At 54.6% G+C, this 15,584-nt stretch carries 12 protein-coding genes; 5 read left to right on the forward strand and 7 right to left on the reverse strand.

Annotated features, from left to right (window positions below):
• Nucleotides 1-65 precede the first annotated feature (65 nt).
• Together PLU01S_RS08745 and PLU01S_RS08750 are read left to right on the forward strand one after the other, a co-directional pair.
• A complete protein-coding gene (locus PLU01S_RS08745) occupies nucleotides 66-1,541 on the forward strand; it encodes a lipid II flippase MurJ (protein WP_074827072.1) in 1,476 nt (491 codons plus the stop codon).
• 491 nt (nucleotides 1,542-2,032) lie between these two features.
• Nucleotides 2,033-3,244: an NAD(P)-dependent oxidoreductase gene (locus PLU01S_RS08750; protein WP_230382176.1), complete on the forward strand. Its 1,212-nt coding sequence runs from the start codon at nucleotides 2,033-2,035 to the stop codon at nucleotides 3,242-3,244.
• Between the two features lie 256 nt (nucleotides 3,245-3,500).
• Here PLU01S_RS08750 and PLU01S_RS08755 read toward each other — a convergent pair whose 3' ends face one another.
• The 3 genes from PLU01S_RS08755 to PLU01S_RS08765 form a co-directional block, all read right to left on the reverse strand.
• Nucleotides 3,501-4,661: an acyltransferase family protein gene (locus PLU01S_RS08755; protein ID WP_074827069.1), complete on the reverse strand. Its 1,161-nt coding sequence runs from the start codon at nucleotides 4,659-4,661 to the stop codon at nucleotides 3,501-3,503.
• A 471-nt stretch (nucleotides 4,662-5,132) separates the two neighbouring features.
• Nucleotides 5,133-6,512, reverse strand: a complete 1,380-nt coding sequence (dbpA, locus tag PLU01S_RS08760) for an ATP-dependent RNA helicase DbpA (protein WP_074827065.1) — start codon at nucleotides 6,510-6,512, stop codon at nucleotides 5,133-5,135.
• 86 nt (nucleotides 6,513-6,598) lie between these two features.
• Nucleotides 6,599-7,294 (reverse strand): HAD family hydrolase, encoded by a 696-nt coding sequence (locus PLU01S_RS08765; protein WP_074827061.1) that lies wholly within the window; start codon nucleotides 7,292-7,294, stop codon nucleotides 6,599-6,601.
• 374 nt (nucleotides 7,295-7,668) lie between these two features.
• Between PLU01S_RS08765 and PLU01S_RS08770 the strand changes: the two genes are divergently transcribed.
• Together PLU01S_RS08770 and PLU01S_RS08775 are read left to right on the forward strand one after the other, a co-directional pair.
• Entirely contained in the window at nucleotides 7,669-8,901 is a 1,233-nt protein-coding gene (locus tag PLU01S_RS08770; RefSeq protein WP_074827058.1) for a sensor histidine kinase, read from the forward strand.
• A gap of 69 nt (nucleotides 8,902-8,970) precedes the next feature.
• Nucleotides 8,971-9,843, forward strand: a complete 873-nt coding sequence (locus PLU01S_RS08775; protein ID WP_074827056.1) for a substrate-binding periplasmic protein — start codon at nucleotides 8,971-8,973, stop codon at nucleotides 9,841-9,843.
• Here the strand turns inward: PLU01S_RS08775 and PLU01S_RS08780 are convergent.
• Both PLU01S_RS08780 and PLU01S_RS08785 read right to left on the reverse strand, forming a co-directional pair.
• Nucleotides 9,728-10,963 carry a diguanylate cyclase domain-containing protein gene (locus tag PLU01S_RS08780; RefSeq protein WP_074827051.1) on the reverse strand — a complete coding sequence of 412 codons (1,236 nt, stop codon included), beginning with the start codon at nucleotides 10,961-10,963 and terminating at the stop codon, nucleotides 9,728-9,730. The genes PLU01S_RS08775 and PLU01S_RS08780 overlap by 116 nt on opposite strands.
• A gap of 68 nt (nucleotides 10,964-11,031) precedes the next feature.
• On the reverse strand, nucleotides 11,032-11,361 hold the full coding sequence (locus PLU01S_RS08785; RefSeq protein WP_074827046.1) for a hypothetical protein: 330 nt from the start codon (nucleotides 11,359-11,361) through the stop codon (nucleotides 11,032-11,034).
• Here PLU01S_RS08785 and PLU01S_RS08790 point away from each other — a divergent pair.
• Nucleotides 11,360-11,569 (forward strand): cold-shock protein, encoded by a 210-nt coding sequence (locus tag PLU01S_RS08790; RefSeq protein WP_010796083.1) that lies wholly within the window; start codon nucleotides 11,360-11,362, stop codon nucleotides 11,567-11,569. The genes PLU01S_RS08785 and PLU01S_RS08790 overlap by 2 nt on opposite strands.
• A gap of 62 nt (nucleotides 11,570-11,631) precedes the next feature.
• Here PLU01S_RS08790 and mdtD read toward each other — a convergent pair whose 3' ends face one another.
• Together mdtD and gspD are read right to left on the reverse strand one after the other, a co-directional pair.
• On the reverse strand, nucleotides 11,632-13,071 hold the full coding sequence (mdtD, locus tag PLU01S_RS08795; RefSeq protein WP_074827043.1) for a multidrug transporter subunit MdtD: 1,440 nt from the start codon (nucleotides 13,069-13,071) through the stop codon (nucleotides 11,632-11,634).
• 131 nt (nucleotides 13,072-13,202) lie between these two features.
• The gene (gspD, locus tag PLU01S_RS08800) at nucleotides 13,203-15,506 is read right to left on the reverse strand and encodes a type II secretion system secretin GspD (RefSeq protein ID WP_074827271.1); all 2,304 of its coding nucleotides are present in this window, start codon (nucleotides 15,504-15,506) and stop codon (nucleotides 13,203-13,205) included.
• Nucleotides 15,507-15,584 lie beyond the last annotated feature (78 nt).

Genomic DNA, 15,584 nt, shown 5'->3' on the forward strand with positions numbered 1-15,584 from the left:
AAATGCCTTGTGTTTCTTGCAAGCGATCGGGCTTGGTATGGATGTAATTTTTCTAGGAAAGAAACATGAAGAAGACCGTAATTATCCTTCTCATCACCGTTGCGAGTTTTCTTCTCGGCTTTCTGCGTGATCTGTTGATCGCTAAGGAGTTCGGGCTTAGCTGGGAAACGGATCTCATCTTCGTTGCGATGATCCTGCCGCTGTTCTTCGAGAATTTTTTCGGCCTCGCGTTACGTGATGCCATGATTCCATACCTGCAACGCATACGATCAGAAAGTGAGGATCAGTTCATCCTGTCCAGTCGGTGGCTCTACTGGCGAGTCATGCTGTTTGGTCTTCTGGTTTCACTGTGTGCAGCCCTGGGCAGCCCTTGGGTACTTAAGGCACTGGCGCCTGGCTGGACGGCTGATCAGGTCAATGCGGGACTGCTGGTATTTTCCGTAGGCGCCTTCCTGATATTCGTACAAGCCATCCTGTATTGTCAGGGGGCACTGCTGAGTCTTGACCGGATCTTCATCCTGCCGATGGCGCGTACGGTATCGATGAACCTAGGTGCCATCATTGGCATTTATGCGTTCTATCCCAGCGGAATCTACCTGTTTGCAGGCATGCTGATTCCGCAGGTGATACTGATTTTTATCCAGCATCAGCGGATTGGTTATCTGACTGGCCGAGCCGTAAAAGGAAAGCTGGAAAGTCGAGGCTTCGAGTTTGTGCTGACCTTTGCGCCCGTGCTGGTGGCCGCAGGCGCACAGCAGGGATGCATGCTGGCTGAGCGCTTCTTCGCTTCCTTCCTGGCTGAAGGGACGATCAGTATGCTCTCGTTCTCTTATCGCATCGTTACCATCCCGCTTACACTTTATGCGCTGTCGGTTCTGGCTGTCATGTTTCCAGACATGGCGAAAAGCTGGGCAGATTCCGAGCACGATCGTTTCAGTGCTGTATCCCGCAAGGCCTCACTGGCAACGTTGCTGTTCCTGGTGCCTGCCTCGGTGGTACTGATCGCTTTCCCTGAGCCTGTAGTCAAGGTCTTACTTGAGCGCGGTGCATTTGGCGCGGCCCAGACACAGGCTACGGCTTCCCTGGTGGTGGCTTACGCTATTGGCCTGCCTTGGATGGGACTCGCTCTGATCTGGGGACGTGCCTTGCTGGCTCAGCAAAGGGGGCGTGCATTCCTCATCATAACCTTGGTCAGTTCCGCTCTGACGGTGCTGCTGGATGCTGTGTTGTACAAGATCTACGGTGCCAATGGCCTTGCGTATTCACTGTCGATTGGCTTTTTCGTGCAAGCGCTATGCATGGCCTATTTCCTTTATCAAGCATCACCCAAAGGATTAAGCGTTGCAGTGCTTGCCCGCTGGACGGCTGCTTCCCTGGCCGTTACGTTTGCCACGCTGTATGTAAGCCCTCAGCCTGACGGGTTTGTAGAGTTAGTGGCCTACATAGTGGCCTTGCTGCTGTGCCTGCTGGTCTGTCTGGTCGTTCTGGGTGAGCGTGACCTATTCAAGCGCTCGTACTGGACCGCTGTAAAAACAGCTTAAATCTGACAGGTTAGCTGAGGGACCAGCTAACCTGCGAATTCCTTATCGGTCACTGTCTTGCAATCGTCACAATTTTAAATTTATTCGCTATTTAAATTAAGAATTTGATTTAGGCTGGTTATAGCGCGTTAGACTTAATTTAAAGTGCTTTGCGAGCTTGTGCGGGCAGTAGTTTGATCTAGAGCATTAATCCACTGGAATTATAAGGATTAATTCCATTAGATAAATTGGCGCTTTCTTTTTGACAGTAATTTTTTGAAATAAAACAAGTAACTAGGAACTTTTTAAACTAGCTTTGTGTCCTACAGCACGATTGTGAACGCGTTATGTCTGTAGGCAATCGCCAAGGCCTTGCTGCCAACTAATTCAAACTCCTAGTTACGACATATGCAGCGCTTTCTCTTCTGTTCGCTGCATACCTACCACTTCTGAAAGGATTCGTTCGTATGTCCAACCTCCAAGTAAAACGTGTCGGCGTTGTCGGAACAGGCATGATTTCCCGCTGCTTTGTAAGGTTGATTGCAAAGCATTATAAAGACCTGGTTATTTCCAAGGTCTTTACTCGCCGTAGCCTGAACACTATTTCGGATTTTCCACTTCCTGAGTGCCTGACCAATTCGCTGGATGAGGTGTTGGACAATTCCGACCTTATCGTTGAATGCAGTGGTGATGTCTACCACGGTACAGAGGTCATCGAACGCGCCTTTCAGGCAGGTTTGCAGGTGGTGACTATCAATGCTGAACTGCAGGTCACCACAGGCTCCTATCTGGCCGGAAAAGGCTTCCTGACAGAGGCTGAAGGAGATCAGCCGGGTTCGTTGGCTGCCTTGCATGAAGATGCCATACAGATGGGTTTCAAACCCCTCGTATACGGCAACATGAAAGGCTATCTGAACCTGGATCCTAAGCCGGAAGACATGGCGTACTGGGCCAAGCGGCAGGGTATCAGTATCGATCAGACAACCTCGTTTACCGATGGCACCAAGGTGCAGATTGAACAGGTAGTCGTAGGCAACGGCTTTGGCGCTACTATTACGCGTCAGGGTCTGGAAGGCCTCAAGTCCACCAACCTGAACGAGACGGCCAACGTGCTGGCTCAGATGGCTGAGCAGCTAGGTCAGCCTATCGTCGACTATGTCGTACCGAGCGGTTATCCGGCTGGCGGCGTGTTTGTGGTGTGCCGCCATGATGAAGATCAGGCACCTGCGATCGAATACTTCAAGTTGGGCGCTGGTCCTTACTATGTGCTCGTTCGTCCTTACCATCTCTGCTCGTTGGAGGTCGGCAAGACGATTCGCCGTGTGGTCGCGGGTGGTGGCGTTCTGCTGAATAACTCGACGACTCCCACATTGAGTGTCGCTGCTGTCGTTAAGAACCCGATGAAGGCAGGTGACATCATCGAACGTGGTATTGGTGGCTTCCAGGTGCGCGGTGAGGCCGTCAAGATTGCGGAAAACCCTGATCATCTACCGATCGGCTTGCTGAAGCATTCCGTCCTCAAACGTGCTGTTGCGCCGGGCCAGGTGATTACGTTTGATGACATCGAACTTGTGCCTAGCCGTGCATTGGACATTGTTATTGAACAACATCGAGCCGTTATTCAGGCACAAATGCCGGGCCTGTTGAATACCAACGAACCTCGTAAAGCATTTCCTTTCGGCAAAGGGCTTGATGAGGGTTTTGGAACTATCCCAGTCGTTTAATTAAGCGCTGAAGAAACCCTGTAATGCGGCAAGCATTACAGGGTTTTTTATTGTCTGCGCTTTTACAGTAGTTAGAGGCGGACACATGTCTGCTTAATAAATTACTACTGGTTTTGGTTTGTTAAAGGCCGAAGCAGCGGCTTGGTAAATTATAAGATGCTCTCAATTCTGTTTATCGAATTAAAGATATATGCTGGCTTAAAGGCAATAAAAAACCGGCTTTAATAGAGCCGGCTTTTATAAGGATGGAAAGAGATCAGATTGAGCCGTTAGGCAGGGCTTCCGCGGTAGCTTCTTTCTTGCGGGTCAAGCGTTTACCTATCGCTACGCCCTTGAGTTCTATGTACTGGTAGGTATACCGGGAAACCAGTACTACAGTAATGAGCTGTGCCAAGACAACCAGATCATCCGTTACAGCGCCACCAGTCGTGATGTATTTGATCAGATCTGCCGGAGTGTCATGCGACGGCAGCATCGTTGTAAGTTCTTTGCCTGTTACTTTGGACAATACGATAGCAGCACTTTTAAATATATAAAGAATGGCTGCGTGAGTCATGTAGATTGAAAAAGACAGGTTACCCAACTTTACAAAGTATTCACCTTGCAGGATGCGTGAGACCGAGCCTTTTTCGAACGAGAAGACCAGAATCAGGCAGCAGAACAATACGCTTGCAATAATACCCTTGTACTCAAGGTGAGAGATGATAACGGCATAGGTAATGCCAACGCTGAGTACTTCAAGCACCGTAAAGCTTAATGCGCTGAGTTGAAAATCCTTGATCTTGGTAAAAATGACATACGTGCAGGCGCCGGCAAAAAAGCAGGAGCAGCCTCTGAAGATGCCCGTTTTAAGAGGCGACTCCGGCAGGCACAGGACAACGAACGAGAGCAGGGAAATTAGCGCAAAGATCTTGAGATGGCCTCTGCGAGCCAGAATCAGAATAGCCCCAAAGAGGAGGTACATGTAGTACTCAATACTAATGCTCCAGGAGGGGTAATTGAATGAGCCTGTAATGGTGTTATTGAGCCAGGCCTGAATCAGCAGGAGATTAGGGAGAAACTCGTGAGGCGCCGTTGCGCCGGAAAAGGCACCGTCATTGAAGTGCAGGCCTTTACGCTCAGCCAGGTACTTTCCGCATTCCAGCGCTACATAGACGCCAAGCATGGTGAGATGCAGGGGATAGAGGCGCAGGGTTCTATTGATGAAAAAGTTCTTGTAGTCGGTGAGACTGGAAAGTCTATGACCATAGGTGTGGTAGAGGACAAAGCCGCTAAGCACAAAAAAGAATTCGACAAAAAGGTAAGCGTTGGTAAACAGGCTCATTTCCGCAAAGCTGTTTACAACGTACGTATGAAAAAGAACAACAGCCAAAGCACAAAGGCCACGAAAGCTATCGAGTACGGTAAATCTTCTCATCAGACTGTCTCGTCCTTACCAGTCATAGTCGATATTCATACTTCGGTAAAAGCCGGATGGCCTTTACTTTCCTTGAAGTAAGCTGCGCCCTAGAGCGAAGTGGCGACCCCGCAGGCGTACCGGAAAGCAGCCTGTTTGACGGCGTGGTCACAGCTATCTAGAAGAGGTTATTTCAAGGTAACAAAAACGAACGTTACGAAGTGATGAATAGAACTCATTGCTTGCGTTTCACGAGGCGGTACAACGTCGATCAATCAGATATGCGACACCGCTAGAATTATTAGGTTAGCCACCTAAGCGTTAGCCTGATTCTTTGATCACTTTGGCCTAGCAAGTTCAGCCGGAAGGGTAAAAAGGCGAAATATTTTTTCGCAATTGAAAGGTTGTTTTTTATGAGTTTTTCGATTTGCCTGGAAATGATGCTTTCCGTTGAGTAAGGCAGCCGACAGTGACTCGCCGGCTGCTTTCGAGTTACAGCATGCGCACTTTGAAAGAGCGCCCCTTTATTTTGCCCTCGCTTAACCGCTTCAGGGCCTGACGTGCTGTGTCACGCTCGATGGCAACATAGGCCTGATAGTCATGAACGGTGATCTTTCCGACCTTGTCTCCCGGAATACCTGCTTCACCTGTCAAAGCGCCCAGGACGTCGCCAGGTCTGACTTTTTCCTTACGGCCGCCAGCAATGCAGAGCGTGACCGTGGGAGGTACCAAAGGAGCAGGGTTCTCCAGCGTCAGCGTATCGATGGACTGCCAATTCAGCGGAGCCTTTTGTTTGTCCTCAATGGCTTGCGCGCGACCGGCCTCTGCAGGTGCTACCAGGGAGAAGGCCATGCCGGTTTCGCCAGCCCGGCCGCTTCGGCCGATTCGATGAATGTGGATATCGGCATCACGGGACAGCTCCACATTGATGACAGCTTCAAGGCCGGCGATATCGATTCCACGGGCAGCCACGTCAGTTGCTACCAGAACCGTGCAACTGCGATTGGCAAACTGTACAAGAACCTGATCGCGGTCGCGCTGCTCCATATCCCCGTGCAAGGCCAGCGCGGAGATCTTGTTCACCTTCAGGTAGTCGACAACCTCTTGGCATTGCTGGCGCGTATGACAGAACGCAACGCAAGACTGAGGCCGAAAATGCTGAAGCAGCTGAAGAACCGCCTGAAGTCGCTGGCGCGGGTCTATTTCATAGAAACGTTGCTCGATACGGGTATCGTCATGTAACGCTTCGACCTTGATGGTCTTGGGGTTGCGTAGAAAGTTACTCGCTAGCTGTTCGATGCCTGAGGGGTAGGTCGCAGAAAACAGCAGGGTTTGGCGTCGTGTCGGGGTCTGGCCAAGGATGTCGGCTATAGCGTCATGAAAGCCCATATCCAGCATCCGGTCCGCTTCATCGAGTACAGCGATATTCAGGCCTTCAAGAGAAAGCGTCCCTTTGCGCAGATGCTCCTGAATACGGCCCGGTGTTCCAACGATCACATGAGCGCCGTGTTCGAGCGAAGCGATTTGTGGTCCGAAAGGGACCCCGCCACATAACGTCAGCACCTTGATGTTGTCGGCTGATCGCGCCAGCCTGCGTATTTCCTGAGCGACCTGATCTGCCAGCTCACGTGTAGGGCAGAGTACCAGTGCCTGACAGCCGAAATATCGGGTATTAAGGCCATTCAGCAGACCCAGACCAAAGGCGGCCGTTTTACCCGAGCCGGTCTTGGCCTGGGCGATAAGGTCTTCCCCTTTCAGGATAACCGGCAAGCTCAGGGCCTGGATGGGGGTCATCTGCTGATAACCCAGCGACTCCAGGTTGCCGAGCAGTGCATCGGAAAGTGAAAGGGTGGTAAAGGAGGTAGCGGTCACGGAGGGCCTGCAGCATGCAAAATAAAACGTGCAGTGTAACAGGCCGCTCAATGGGGGCTAACGCGGTTGGTCGCAAGAGATAGCCGTCAGGCGTGTCCGCTGGTGGCCGTTTCCCGCAGGGCGGCAACCTGCTGCGGCAGTTGATCCATATGGCTGATCAGCGCTGTCACGCCCAGGCGTCTAAGTGTTTCACCGTGCTCGGGAGGAATGTGGCTTGCACCTGTAAAACCGATCACACGCATGCCGGCAGCCAGCGCTGCGCGAACGCCCGTGGCGCTGTCCTCGATCACCAGGCAGTTTTCCGGTGATACACCCATGGTACGGGCAGCCAGCAGATAGACATCGGGTGCCGGCTTGGGATGCTCCACCATGTCCGCGCTGAAGATATGACCGGCAACGCGCTCGGTCAGTCCTGCACGCGCCACGGAGGATACTACACTGTGGCGTTGACTGTTTGAGGCAACGGCCAGTGGCAGGTCAATGCGCTCGAGAGCCTCTTTGACACCGGGTATGGGCTCGACTTGCGTTGCAATCAGCTGCTCGGCGCGAGTGCGAATATCCTTGTGAATGCCTTCAGGGAGGGTAATGCCAAAGCGCTCTTTAACCCGCTGGATAATATCGCGCGTTGTCAGTCCGAACGTACCCTCAAGCAGTTTTTCGAGCTCCGTCCTGGGGGCATGACGGCTCAACTCGTCCATGACTATACGCTCCGACAGGATTTCGCTGTCGACAAGTACGCCATCACAGTCGCTGATGAGTAGTTCGATCACGTGTGGTTTCATCAAAGACGTCCTTAGTGCGGCTGACCAGTATGGCCGCAGACAAGAGGAGGGGACACTGAGCCTGTCTGGATGACAGGTCGTTTGCAAACAGCGCTCCGCTGATCATTGGCTTGCACTGCTGGGTTGCCTGCCACGTTGTACATGAGACAGGAGACAAATTATTTAAAGTGAGGCTAGGGTATGGGCAAAAGGCACTGCCTCGACGTAGTGTAATCGCTTCTGCCTTGTTCATGGATTGTGTCTCCACGCGGAGACAGGACTCTCGGCTGTGAAAAACAGGCCTTAATGGCTCTGGAACCGCCTCATTAGAAGGGCTTGCACAGAAAAAGTTTTGCAGCCGCGAGCGTTAGGGCCTTTTGGTGTGGAGCCTTGAGATGAGCCATGATGCGCCGTGCGTATCGGCTTGCAAGCCGGCAGAATTGATTGGAGATGCAACACGGTTGGCGGCGCTGCACAGGACGCAGCTTTTGGATACGCCACCGGAAGAGGGATTTGACCGGCTGACCGCCATGGCGGCTCGCCTGTTGGGCGTGCCCATCGCGTTTATATCACTGGTGGATGACCGACGTGCCTTTTTAAAAAGTCAGTATGGCCTGCCGGATTTTCTGGCCAGTCACTGGGAACGATCGGCCTATGCGCTGGGTGAATGTATCCTGGCTGAAAGGGTGCCGCTGATTATCGATGCTGTTGCACAGCATCCTGTGGCTGCATCTTTGACGATGCTTCCCACTGGAACAGGTGCCTTTTTAGCCGTGCCGCTCAAGGACAGTGATGGAGAGCTGCTTGGCTATTTTGCTGTTGCCGATCAGTGTTCCCGGCTCTGGTATCCACGCGATTTGGAGCTTTTGAGCGAGCTGGTCTACTCAGCGACACGTGAAATCAAACTGCGTCTGGCGGTTCAGGAGGTGCGTCAGCATGCCCGGTGCGCCCGTATTGCCGTTCGGGCGCGTGAAGAGCTGCTGGCGGTCGTGGCGCACGATCTGCGAACGCCTTTATCGGTGTTGACCATGGCGTTCAGCCTGTTCGACGGGATCACCTTGAATGAGCGGCAGCGCGAAGTGGTCAGCCATGCACAAAAAGCCAGTGGTCATATGGGCAAGCTGATCGATGAGCTGCTTGAAATCTCTCAGATGGAGCAAAGCCAGCTGGAGCTTCGGCTCGCCTTGCTCGATCCGCTCAAGCTCCTGGAAGACGCCGTTGCGATGCTGCAGCCGTTGGCCGAGCGGAGCGGCATACGCTTGCTGACGTCCTGTGAGCAGGAGCTGCCAGTCATCAAGGGGGATTACGAACGCCTGCTGCGCGTCTTTTCCAATCTGGTGAGCAATTCCGTGAAGTTCAGTCAGCCCGGCTCGACGGTCTGGGTATCGGTCGTTCGTGAGGCGCAGGGGGTGCGCTTTACGGTCAGTGACAACGGGCCCGGTATTGCTGAAAGCGATCTGCCATTTATTTTTGATCGCTACTGGCAGGTTAAAAAGCGTGAACACCAGGGGGTTGGCCTGGGGCTGGCAATCGTGAAAACCATTGTCGAGGCGCATGGCGGTACGATCCAGGCCAGCAGTACTTTGGGTGAAGGCAGCGATTTCTGTTTTCATCTACCGCTGGCGTAAAGTCGTCTTAGGAACTACATACTTAAGAAGATCCTGTTCATTGCATTGTCATGCCGGTAGGGAGGCTCTATGCGTGTCCTCACCTTTTGTTGCCTGGCTTTGACCTGGTCGTGCTCGCTCCTGGCCTGGGCCAGCCCTCCACTTCGACTGGTTGGAAACCACTGGGAGCCGTATGTCATGACTTCGCCGGTCGGCCAGGGCCTGGCCGTAGATATCGTCAGGACGGCCCTTGGCCGCTCCGGATACGAGACAACGTTTCGTGAGGAGCCCTGGAAGCGGGTGCTGTATGGCATACAAAATGGCTCCCATGATGTAATTGTCGACATCTGGTACGCGCCCGAGCGAGAGCGCCTGGGGCAGTTTTCCAAACCCTTCCTGGCAAACTGCCTACGCTTTATCGCATTGAAAACGCGCGCGATTACCTTTTCCACGCTGGAGGATTTAAGGCCGTACCGGTTGGCCGTCGTACGGGGATATGCCTATTCGAAAGAGTTCGATCAGGATCGAACCCTGGACAAGATCGCGGTTGCCGATTTCGAGCAGGCTTTAAGAATGCTGTTGGCGGGACGTGTCGATCTGGCAATCGAAGAGGAGCATGTGGCCAGGCGTGTGATTGAGCGCGTGGCCAGTGCTCAATCGTCCCGGCTTCAGTTTCTGGACAAGCCGCTGGCGGAAAAAGGCCTGCATATGTTGGTATCGGAAGATCATCCTGAGCAGGAAAAAATCATTGCGCAGTTTGACGATACGATCGAGCGGATGAAGACAGATGGTACCTATGCCGACATTTTTGCCCGCTACGACCTGGTGTGGCCGCCAATTCAGCAGGTCAGTGACATAGCGTCATGCCACGCCCGCTGCGCTTTGCCTGATAAAGACGCTGGTCGGCCACGTGAAGTGCCAGCTCCAGCGCCTGGGTCTGCAGGTTGGCAAGCCCGGCACTAAAGGACAGCAGGGGTGCGTTAGGCAGGTAATTGAGCCGGGTGCAGAGTTTGCGGAAGATATCCAGGCGTCTAGCCAGCTCCTGTTCGCTTGACTGGCTCACCAGCGCGAATTCCTCTCCGCCCAGGCGGCCAATGATGTCTTGCGGGAAATGTGTTCGCAGGGCATGGGCAAACGCTATCAAGGCGGTGTCGCCACCGGCATGTCCCATCTGATCGTTGATATTCTTGAAAAAATCAATATCCAGCAGGGCAATACTGATGGGTTGCGACTGGGCTTGCGCCAGGCTGATGTGCAGCTCGGCTTTTTCCTGAAAGGCTCGCCGGTTCAGGAGGTTGGTTAGTGAGTCGTAGCGGGCTGCCTGTTGCAGTGCCCTTAGCAGGTCGCGTCGCTCGAGCATGGCCATGACGCGGCAGTTGAGTTCTTCCGGGCAGAAGGGTTTGCGTAGGAAGTCGTCGGCGCCGTGCTTGATGAAGCGTGCGCTAAGGATGCCCTGTGGATCAGCCGAAACCCCCAGGATCAGCAGGTCGTGCCGTTTGAGCTGCTGACGCAGGCGCTTGACTAGCTCGAAGCCCAACAGGCCGGGCATGTCATGGTCCAGGATCAGCAGGTCGATGTCGTTTTGGGCCTGAAGCACCTTGAGCGTCTCGTTCCCATCCATACTTTGCTGCAGCTGAAATAGCTGAGAGGAGAGCACCCGACACATGTAGTGCCGCGAGACAGACGAGTCCTCTGCAACCAGTATCTTGACATTCTGGTTCTGGACCAGCCGATGCAGGAGGCGCAGCACATAGTCATAGGAGTACTGGCTCTCCTTGATAATGTAGTCCACAACGCCCTTGTTGATGAGCTCATCGCGATGGCGCTCGTCGTAGCGGCCGGTCAGGACAATGCAGGGTACCTTGTGGGAAAGGATGACATCCACGACCTCGCCGTTGGGCGAGTCGGGCAGGTTCAGGTCGGCTATGGCAGCAAAGAACTGACCGGGGCTGGTCTCTAGAAGAAGTTCAGCCTCGGCCAGCGATGCGCAGAATACCGGTTCGAACAAGGGCTCCTGTCGAAAGAGGTGCGACAAAAGCTTGAGGACCAGTTGGCTATCTTCTACGACCAGAATATTACGCACGAAATGGATTCCCGAAGTGGTGCTCATCAAGCATGGCATATGTCCCAAAACACGTTTATTTAGTGTTTCTATAGACATGTCATGCTAGGAGAAGTAAACCTAATGACGGCATTAATTATGCCGTTGATCGCATCTGAAGTACCGGTTATCCCGTTTGCGACAGGCGGCTTTCGTGTAATCGCTTTCGTAATAAATTTATCGTAGAGTTCAAACCACTGTGTTTGCTTGGGTCGCTGTTGATCGTGACCTGAGGCGGTAGGTTTCCACGTGGCCCCGTCCTGCTCGATTGGTGTTTCTCCTTGCAACGCAGTCCCTGGCGAATGGTCTGATGGCGCATCGTTCAGGGCATTAAAAGCTTTAATAACAAAACCCGATTTACCAAGGAGCAACATCTTCATGTCGAATCGTCAGAACGGCACCGTCAAGTGGTTCAACGAAACCAAAGGCTATGGCTTCATTACTCCTGAAAGCGGTCCCGACGTTTTCGTTCACTTCCGTGCCATCGAAGGCAATGGTTTTAAGACCCTGGCAGAAGGCCAGCGCGTCAGCTTCGAAGTTGTGCAGGGCCAGAAAGGCATGCAGGCTGAGCACGTTCAGGTGGTCTGACCGCTGAGCGCCGAAGCAAAAAACCCGAGAATGCTCTCGGGTTTTTTATGCCTGCTGAATCATCAGGCCTCTGCGCTCTGCGGGCTCTTTTCCGGCTCCTCGACGCGATGCGAAGGCGCCTTGCGGTCAGGATTGCCCGGAAGCTGCCCGAAAATTGCGGCAGCCAGAATAGAGAGCAGCCCAACGCTGAGGTAGGTGGCATGGAAGGCGGACAGCACATCGGTATCGGCGTAATCATCCTTGAACCCACCCAGCAAGGCAGCGGCGCAGGCGACGCCAAAGCTCATCGACAGCTGCATGACCACGGACAGAAGACTGTTGCCGCTACTGGCCTGCTCATCGCGTAGATCGATCAGCGTCACGGTGTTCATGGCGGTGAACTGCATCGAGTTGACGGCGCCCAGAAGACCCAGGTGAATCAGCAATAGTGGATAAGGCGTCTCCGTGGTGATCAGGCTCAGGCTGGCGATCATGCAGCCCAGTAAAATGGTGTTTCCGATCAGTAATCGGCGATAGCCCAGGCGGTCGATGATCGGCTTGGCGATGGGCTTGACCAGCATTGCCGACAGCGCAAGCGGAATCATGGTCATACCTGCCTTGGCCGGTGGAAAATTCATGCCCACTTGAAGCAGCAGAGGCGTCAGAAAGGGCAGCGCGCCACTGCCCAGGCGGGCAAACAGATTACCGAATATGCCAACGGCAAAACTGCGGGTGCGGAACAGTTGCGGCGAGAAGAGCGGACGCTCGATACGTAAGGCTCGCAGCCAGTAGGCGATCATGCAGGCGAGGCCGCCCACCAGCAGCAGAACCACCCGGGCATGGGGCATATGAAGCTCGCCCAAACCCTCCAGGGCAACCGATATCAGGATCATTGCCGCGCCAAACAGCAGAAATCCAAACCCGTCGAAGCGCATGGGAATGGGGCTGCGCAGGTCAGGCATCAGTTTTGAGGTGACATAACAGCCCAACAAGCCTACCGGCAGGTTGATCAGAAAGATCCAGTGCCAGGAGGTTGCTTCCACTAGCCAGCCGCCTAGGGTAGGGCCGGTCAGCGGGCCGATCAGACCCGGCACGGTGACGAAGCTGAGTATTCGCACCAGTTCGGTACGAGGATAAGCCCGCAGGATGACGAGCCGCCCGACTGGCAGCATCAGCGAACCACCCAGACCTTGAATGACGCGGGCGGCGATCAACAAGGGGAGCGAGGGAGACAGCGCACATAACAGTGAGCCAAAAGTGAACAAGGCGATGGCACTGAAAAAGACCCGCCGTGTTCCGAAGCGATCGGCAATCCAGCCTGAGGCCGGAATCAGCAGCGCGACCGTCAGCATGTAGGCGATCACGACGCCCTGCATGCGCAACGGATCTTCATTGAGATCATGTGCCATGCTGGGAAGTGCAGTATTGAGGATCGTGGCGTCGAGCGATTGCATGAAGAATGCAATGGCAACCAGCCAGGGCAAATAGCGAGCGGTACGGGCATCGAGTAGCGAAGCGGACATGAGTGATCGTACTTCCTTTGTGGCCAAAGGGTTGGAACGCAGGACGCCTCAAGCGTTCTGTTCATGTCGCTAAGGGAAATGCCTGAACACCTGGTGGGCCGCCTGACGATGCAGACGACCCACCAGGGTTGTCAACGGGAGGTGTCGATCTGGCTGACAGGCTTGATGGGACTGATCAACTGTAGTTGCTGACGGTACTCATCCGTAATCTGGCTCGCCTGACTGTTGCTGGTGATCACACGTGGCGTGATCAGAACGATCAGCTCCGTACGGTTCTTGCTGCGCGTGGTGTTGCCAAAGAGCCAATGCAGGCCTGGAATACGCCCCAGGTATGGCACGCTGTTGTCGCTTTCCGCGTCGTTCTGCTGGATCAAGCCACCCAACAGGACGGTCTGGCCGCTTTGTACAGCTACCTGGGTCGTGACGGCGCGTGTCGAAATCGACGGGTTGCCGTTGCTGTCCGTACGGGTTCCGGTATCGCTGCTGACCTGCTGCTGGATATCCATATAGACAAGGCCGCCCGGATTGATACGGGGCACAACATCAAGAATGACACCCGTCTGGATGTACTGAACGCTGTTGAAGGTCAGATCGCTCGTTGTGTTGACCGAGGTCTGGCTGATCGGGATATTGTCACCCACCTGGATCTGGGCTTCCTGGTTGTTCATGACCACCAGCGAGGGTGCAGAAAGCACACGCGTATTGCCGTTGGTCTCGAGTGCATGCAGTGCAACCTGCAGGTTATTGCTGACAAACGAGTAGAAGAGGGCATCGGTACTGCCGAGTCCTGCGCCGCCTCGTCCCAGCGCGCCTTGGCTACCGGATGCGTTCACTACACTGTTGGTCACGTTGCCATTCGAGTCGGTGACAGGTGAATTACCGGCCAGCCGCCCCAGGTACCATTGCACACCCAGGCTCAGGCTGCCGGTCAGGCTGACCTCAAGGATGCGGGTTTCAATCTGGACCTGCATCGGAGGATTGTCCAGGCGGCGAATGGCTGATTGGATCTCGTTCCATTGCGAGGGCCGTGCACGAATCAGGAGCTGGTTGCTGCTCTTCTGCGCAGTGATCCGGACGCCTGTATCGTTATTGCCGTTCTGATTGTTGGTACTGCTTGAGCTGCTGTCTTCACTGTCGTTGTCCGAGCCAGTACCCGTGCCGTTTCCACGAGTGCTACCCAAACCGCCGCCCGTGCCGTTGTTGCCTCCGATACCGCTGTTGCTGTTCAGGCCGCCACCAATACCGTTGCTCAGGCCCTGGCTGCTACCGATGGTGTTGCCACCCGTACTGTTGCCGCCGATACCGTTGCCAAAGCCATTGCTGGTCGACAGGGTGGTGGTACGCAAACCCGGCGCGACTTTGGCTTCCGGCTCTTCATTAACGGCCTCGTTGCTATAGATCTGACGCAGATACCGCGAGAGGTCGGTCGCTTTCATGTTGCGTACGTCGTACACATACATCTGCGGCTCGTTGCCGCCGCCCTTATCGATGGTCTCGATCCACTGACGAACTTCGTTCAGATATTCAGGCTGTGAAGAAATGGCCACCACCGCATTGGTGCGTTCGATCGGCAGGAAGCGGAGCATACCGGCCAGCGGGGTGCCGCTCTGCGGGCCGAACAGGCGATCCAGCTCCGGCATCAGCTCTGCCACACTGGCGCGCTGCAGGCCGAAGACGCCGATCGACATGCCCTTCAACCAGTTCACATCAAAGGTACTGATGGTTCGCTGGTAATTGGCAAGCTCGTCGGGCGTACCGGCCAGCGCGATGACATTGCGCGAGGGGTCCACCAGCAGGAAAGCATTTTCACGGGCAAAGGGCTTGAGCAGCTTCTGCATTTCCGTGGCGGAGATGTAGTCCAGCTGGAACAGGCGGGCAGACAGGCCACTGCCTGGCTCCGGCATCTGTAACGCCGGTACCATGCGGCCTGCCACGGCCTGGTTGGCTGGTACAACCATGTAGCGATCGCCTTCACGCACCAGGGCGTTATTGGTCCAGGATAGCAACGTCTCCAGGATCGACAGGGCTTCAGTCTTTGCAACGGGCTTGGACGTGGAGAAAGTGACCTCACCCTTTACGTCCTGCGCGATGGTGTAGTTCACCTGAAGCAGATCGCCCAGGATACTGTTGATCACTGCTCGAATCGGCTGGTTGTTGAAGTTGAATACTACACCGCCGTCCGGCGCGGCTGACGGCTTGGCGGCAGGTGTCACTCGACTGTTGATGAAGCGGTTATCACCACGAATGATCTGACTGCGGGCCGGTGTACGGGGGTTATCGCCCGTTTCGGCCGAGCTGGGAACATTGGGCGAGGGCTCTCTTACCAAGGGGCGTTGGCTGCCTGTTCCGGCCAGACCTTCACGCAGCAGGGCATCGTCTTGCTGCGTATCGGTGGCCGGTGAGATACAACCTGCCAGCAAGGTGGCGGTGGCCATGCAGGCCAAGGGGTAACGCAAGGTCACGATTGTAGTGCTCCTGATAATAGGGGGCGGCCGCGTCGGCCACTGAATCCG

It is taken from the genome of Pseudomonas luteola NBRC 103146, assembly GCF_002091675.1.
Lineage (GTDB): Bacteria > Pseudomonadota > Gammaproteobacteria > Pseudomonadales > Pseudomonadaceae > Chryseomonas > Chryseomonas luteola.

Bases quoted from the DNA above. Each gene is read 5' to 3' on its own strand.
- PLU01S_RS08745 (WP_074827072.1), top strand. From the start codon at position 66: ATGAAGAAGACCGTAATTATCCTTCTCATCACCGTTGCGAGTTTTCTT.
- PLU01S_RS08750 (WP_230382176.1), top strand. From the start codon at position 2,033: ATGATTTCCCGCTGCTTTGTAAGGTTGATTGCAAAGCATTATAAAGAC.
- PLU01S_RS08755 (WP_074827069.1), bottom strand. From the start codon at position 4,661: ATGAGAAGATTTACCGTACTCGATAGCTTTCGTGGCCTTTGTGCTTTG.
- PLU01S_RS08765 (WP_074827061.1), bottom strand. From the start codon at position 7,294: ATGAAACCACACGTGATCGAACTACTCATCAGCGACTGTGATGGCGTA.
- PLU01S_RS08770 (WP_074827058.1), top strand. From the start codon at position 7,669: ATGAGCCATGATGCGCCGTGCGTATCGGCTTGCAAGCCGGCAGAATTG.
- PLU01S_RS08775 (WP_074827056.1), top strand. From the start codon at position 8,971: ATGCGTGTCCTCACCTTTTGTTGCCTGGCTTTGACCTGGTCGTGCTCG.
- PLU01S_RS08790 (WP_010796083.1), top strand. From the start codon at position 11,360: ATGTCGAATCGTCAGAACGGCACCGTCAAGTGGTTCAACGAAACCAAA.
- PLU01S_RS08785 (WP_074827046.1), bottom strand. From the start codon at position 11,361: ATGAAGATGTTGCTCCTTGGTAAATCGGGTTTTGTTATTAAAGCTTTT.
- mdtD (WP_074827043.1), bottom strand. From the start codon at position 13,071: ATGTCCGCTTCGCTACTCGATGCCCGTACCGCTCGCTATTTGCCCTGG.
- gspD (WP_074827271.1), bottom strand. From the start codon at position 15,506: ATGGCCACCGCCACCTTGCTGGCAGGTTGTATCTCACCGGCCACCGAT.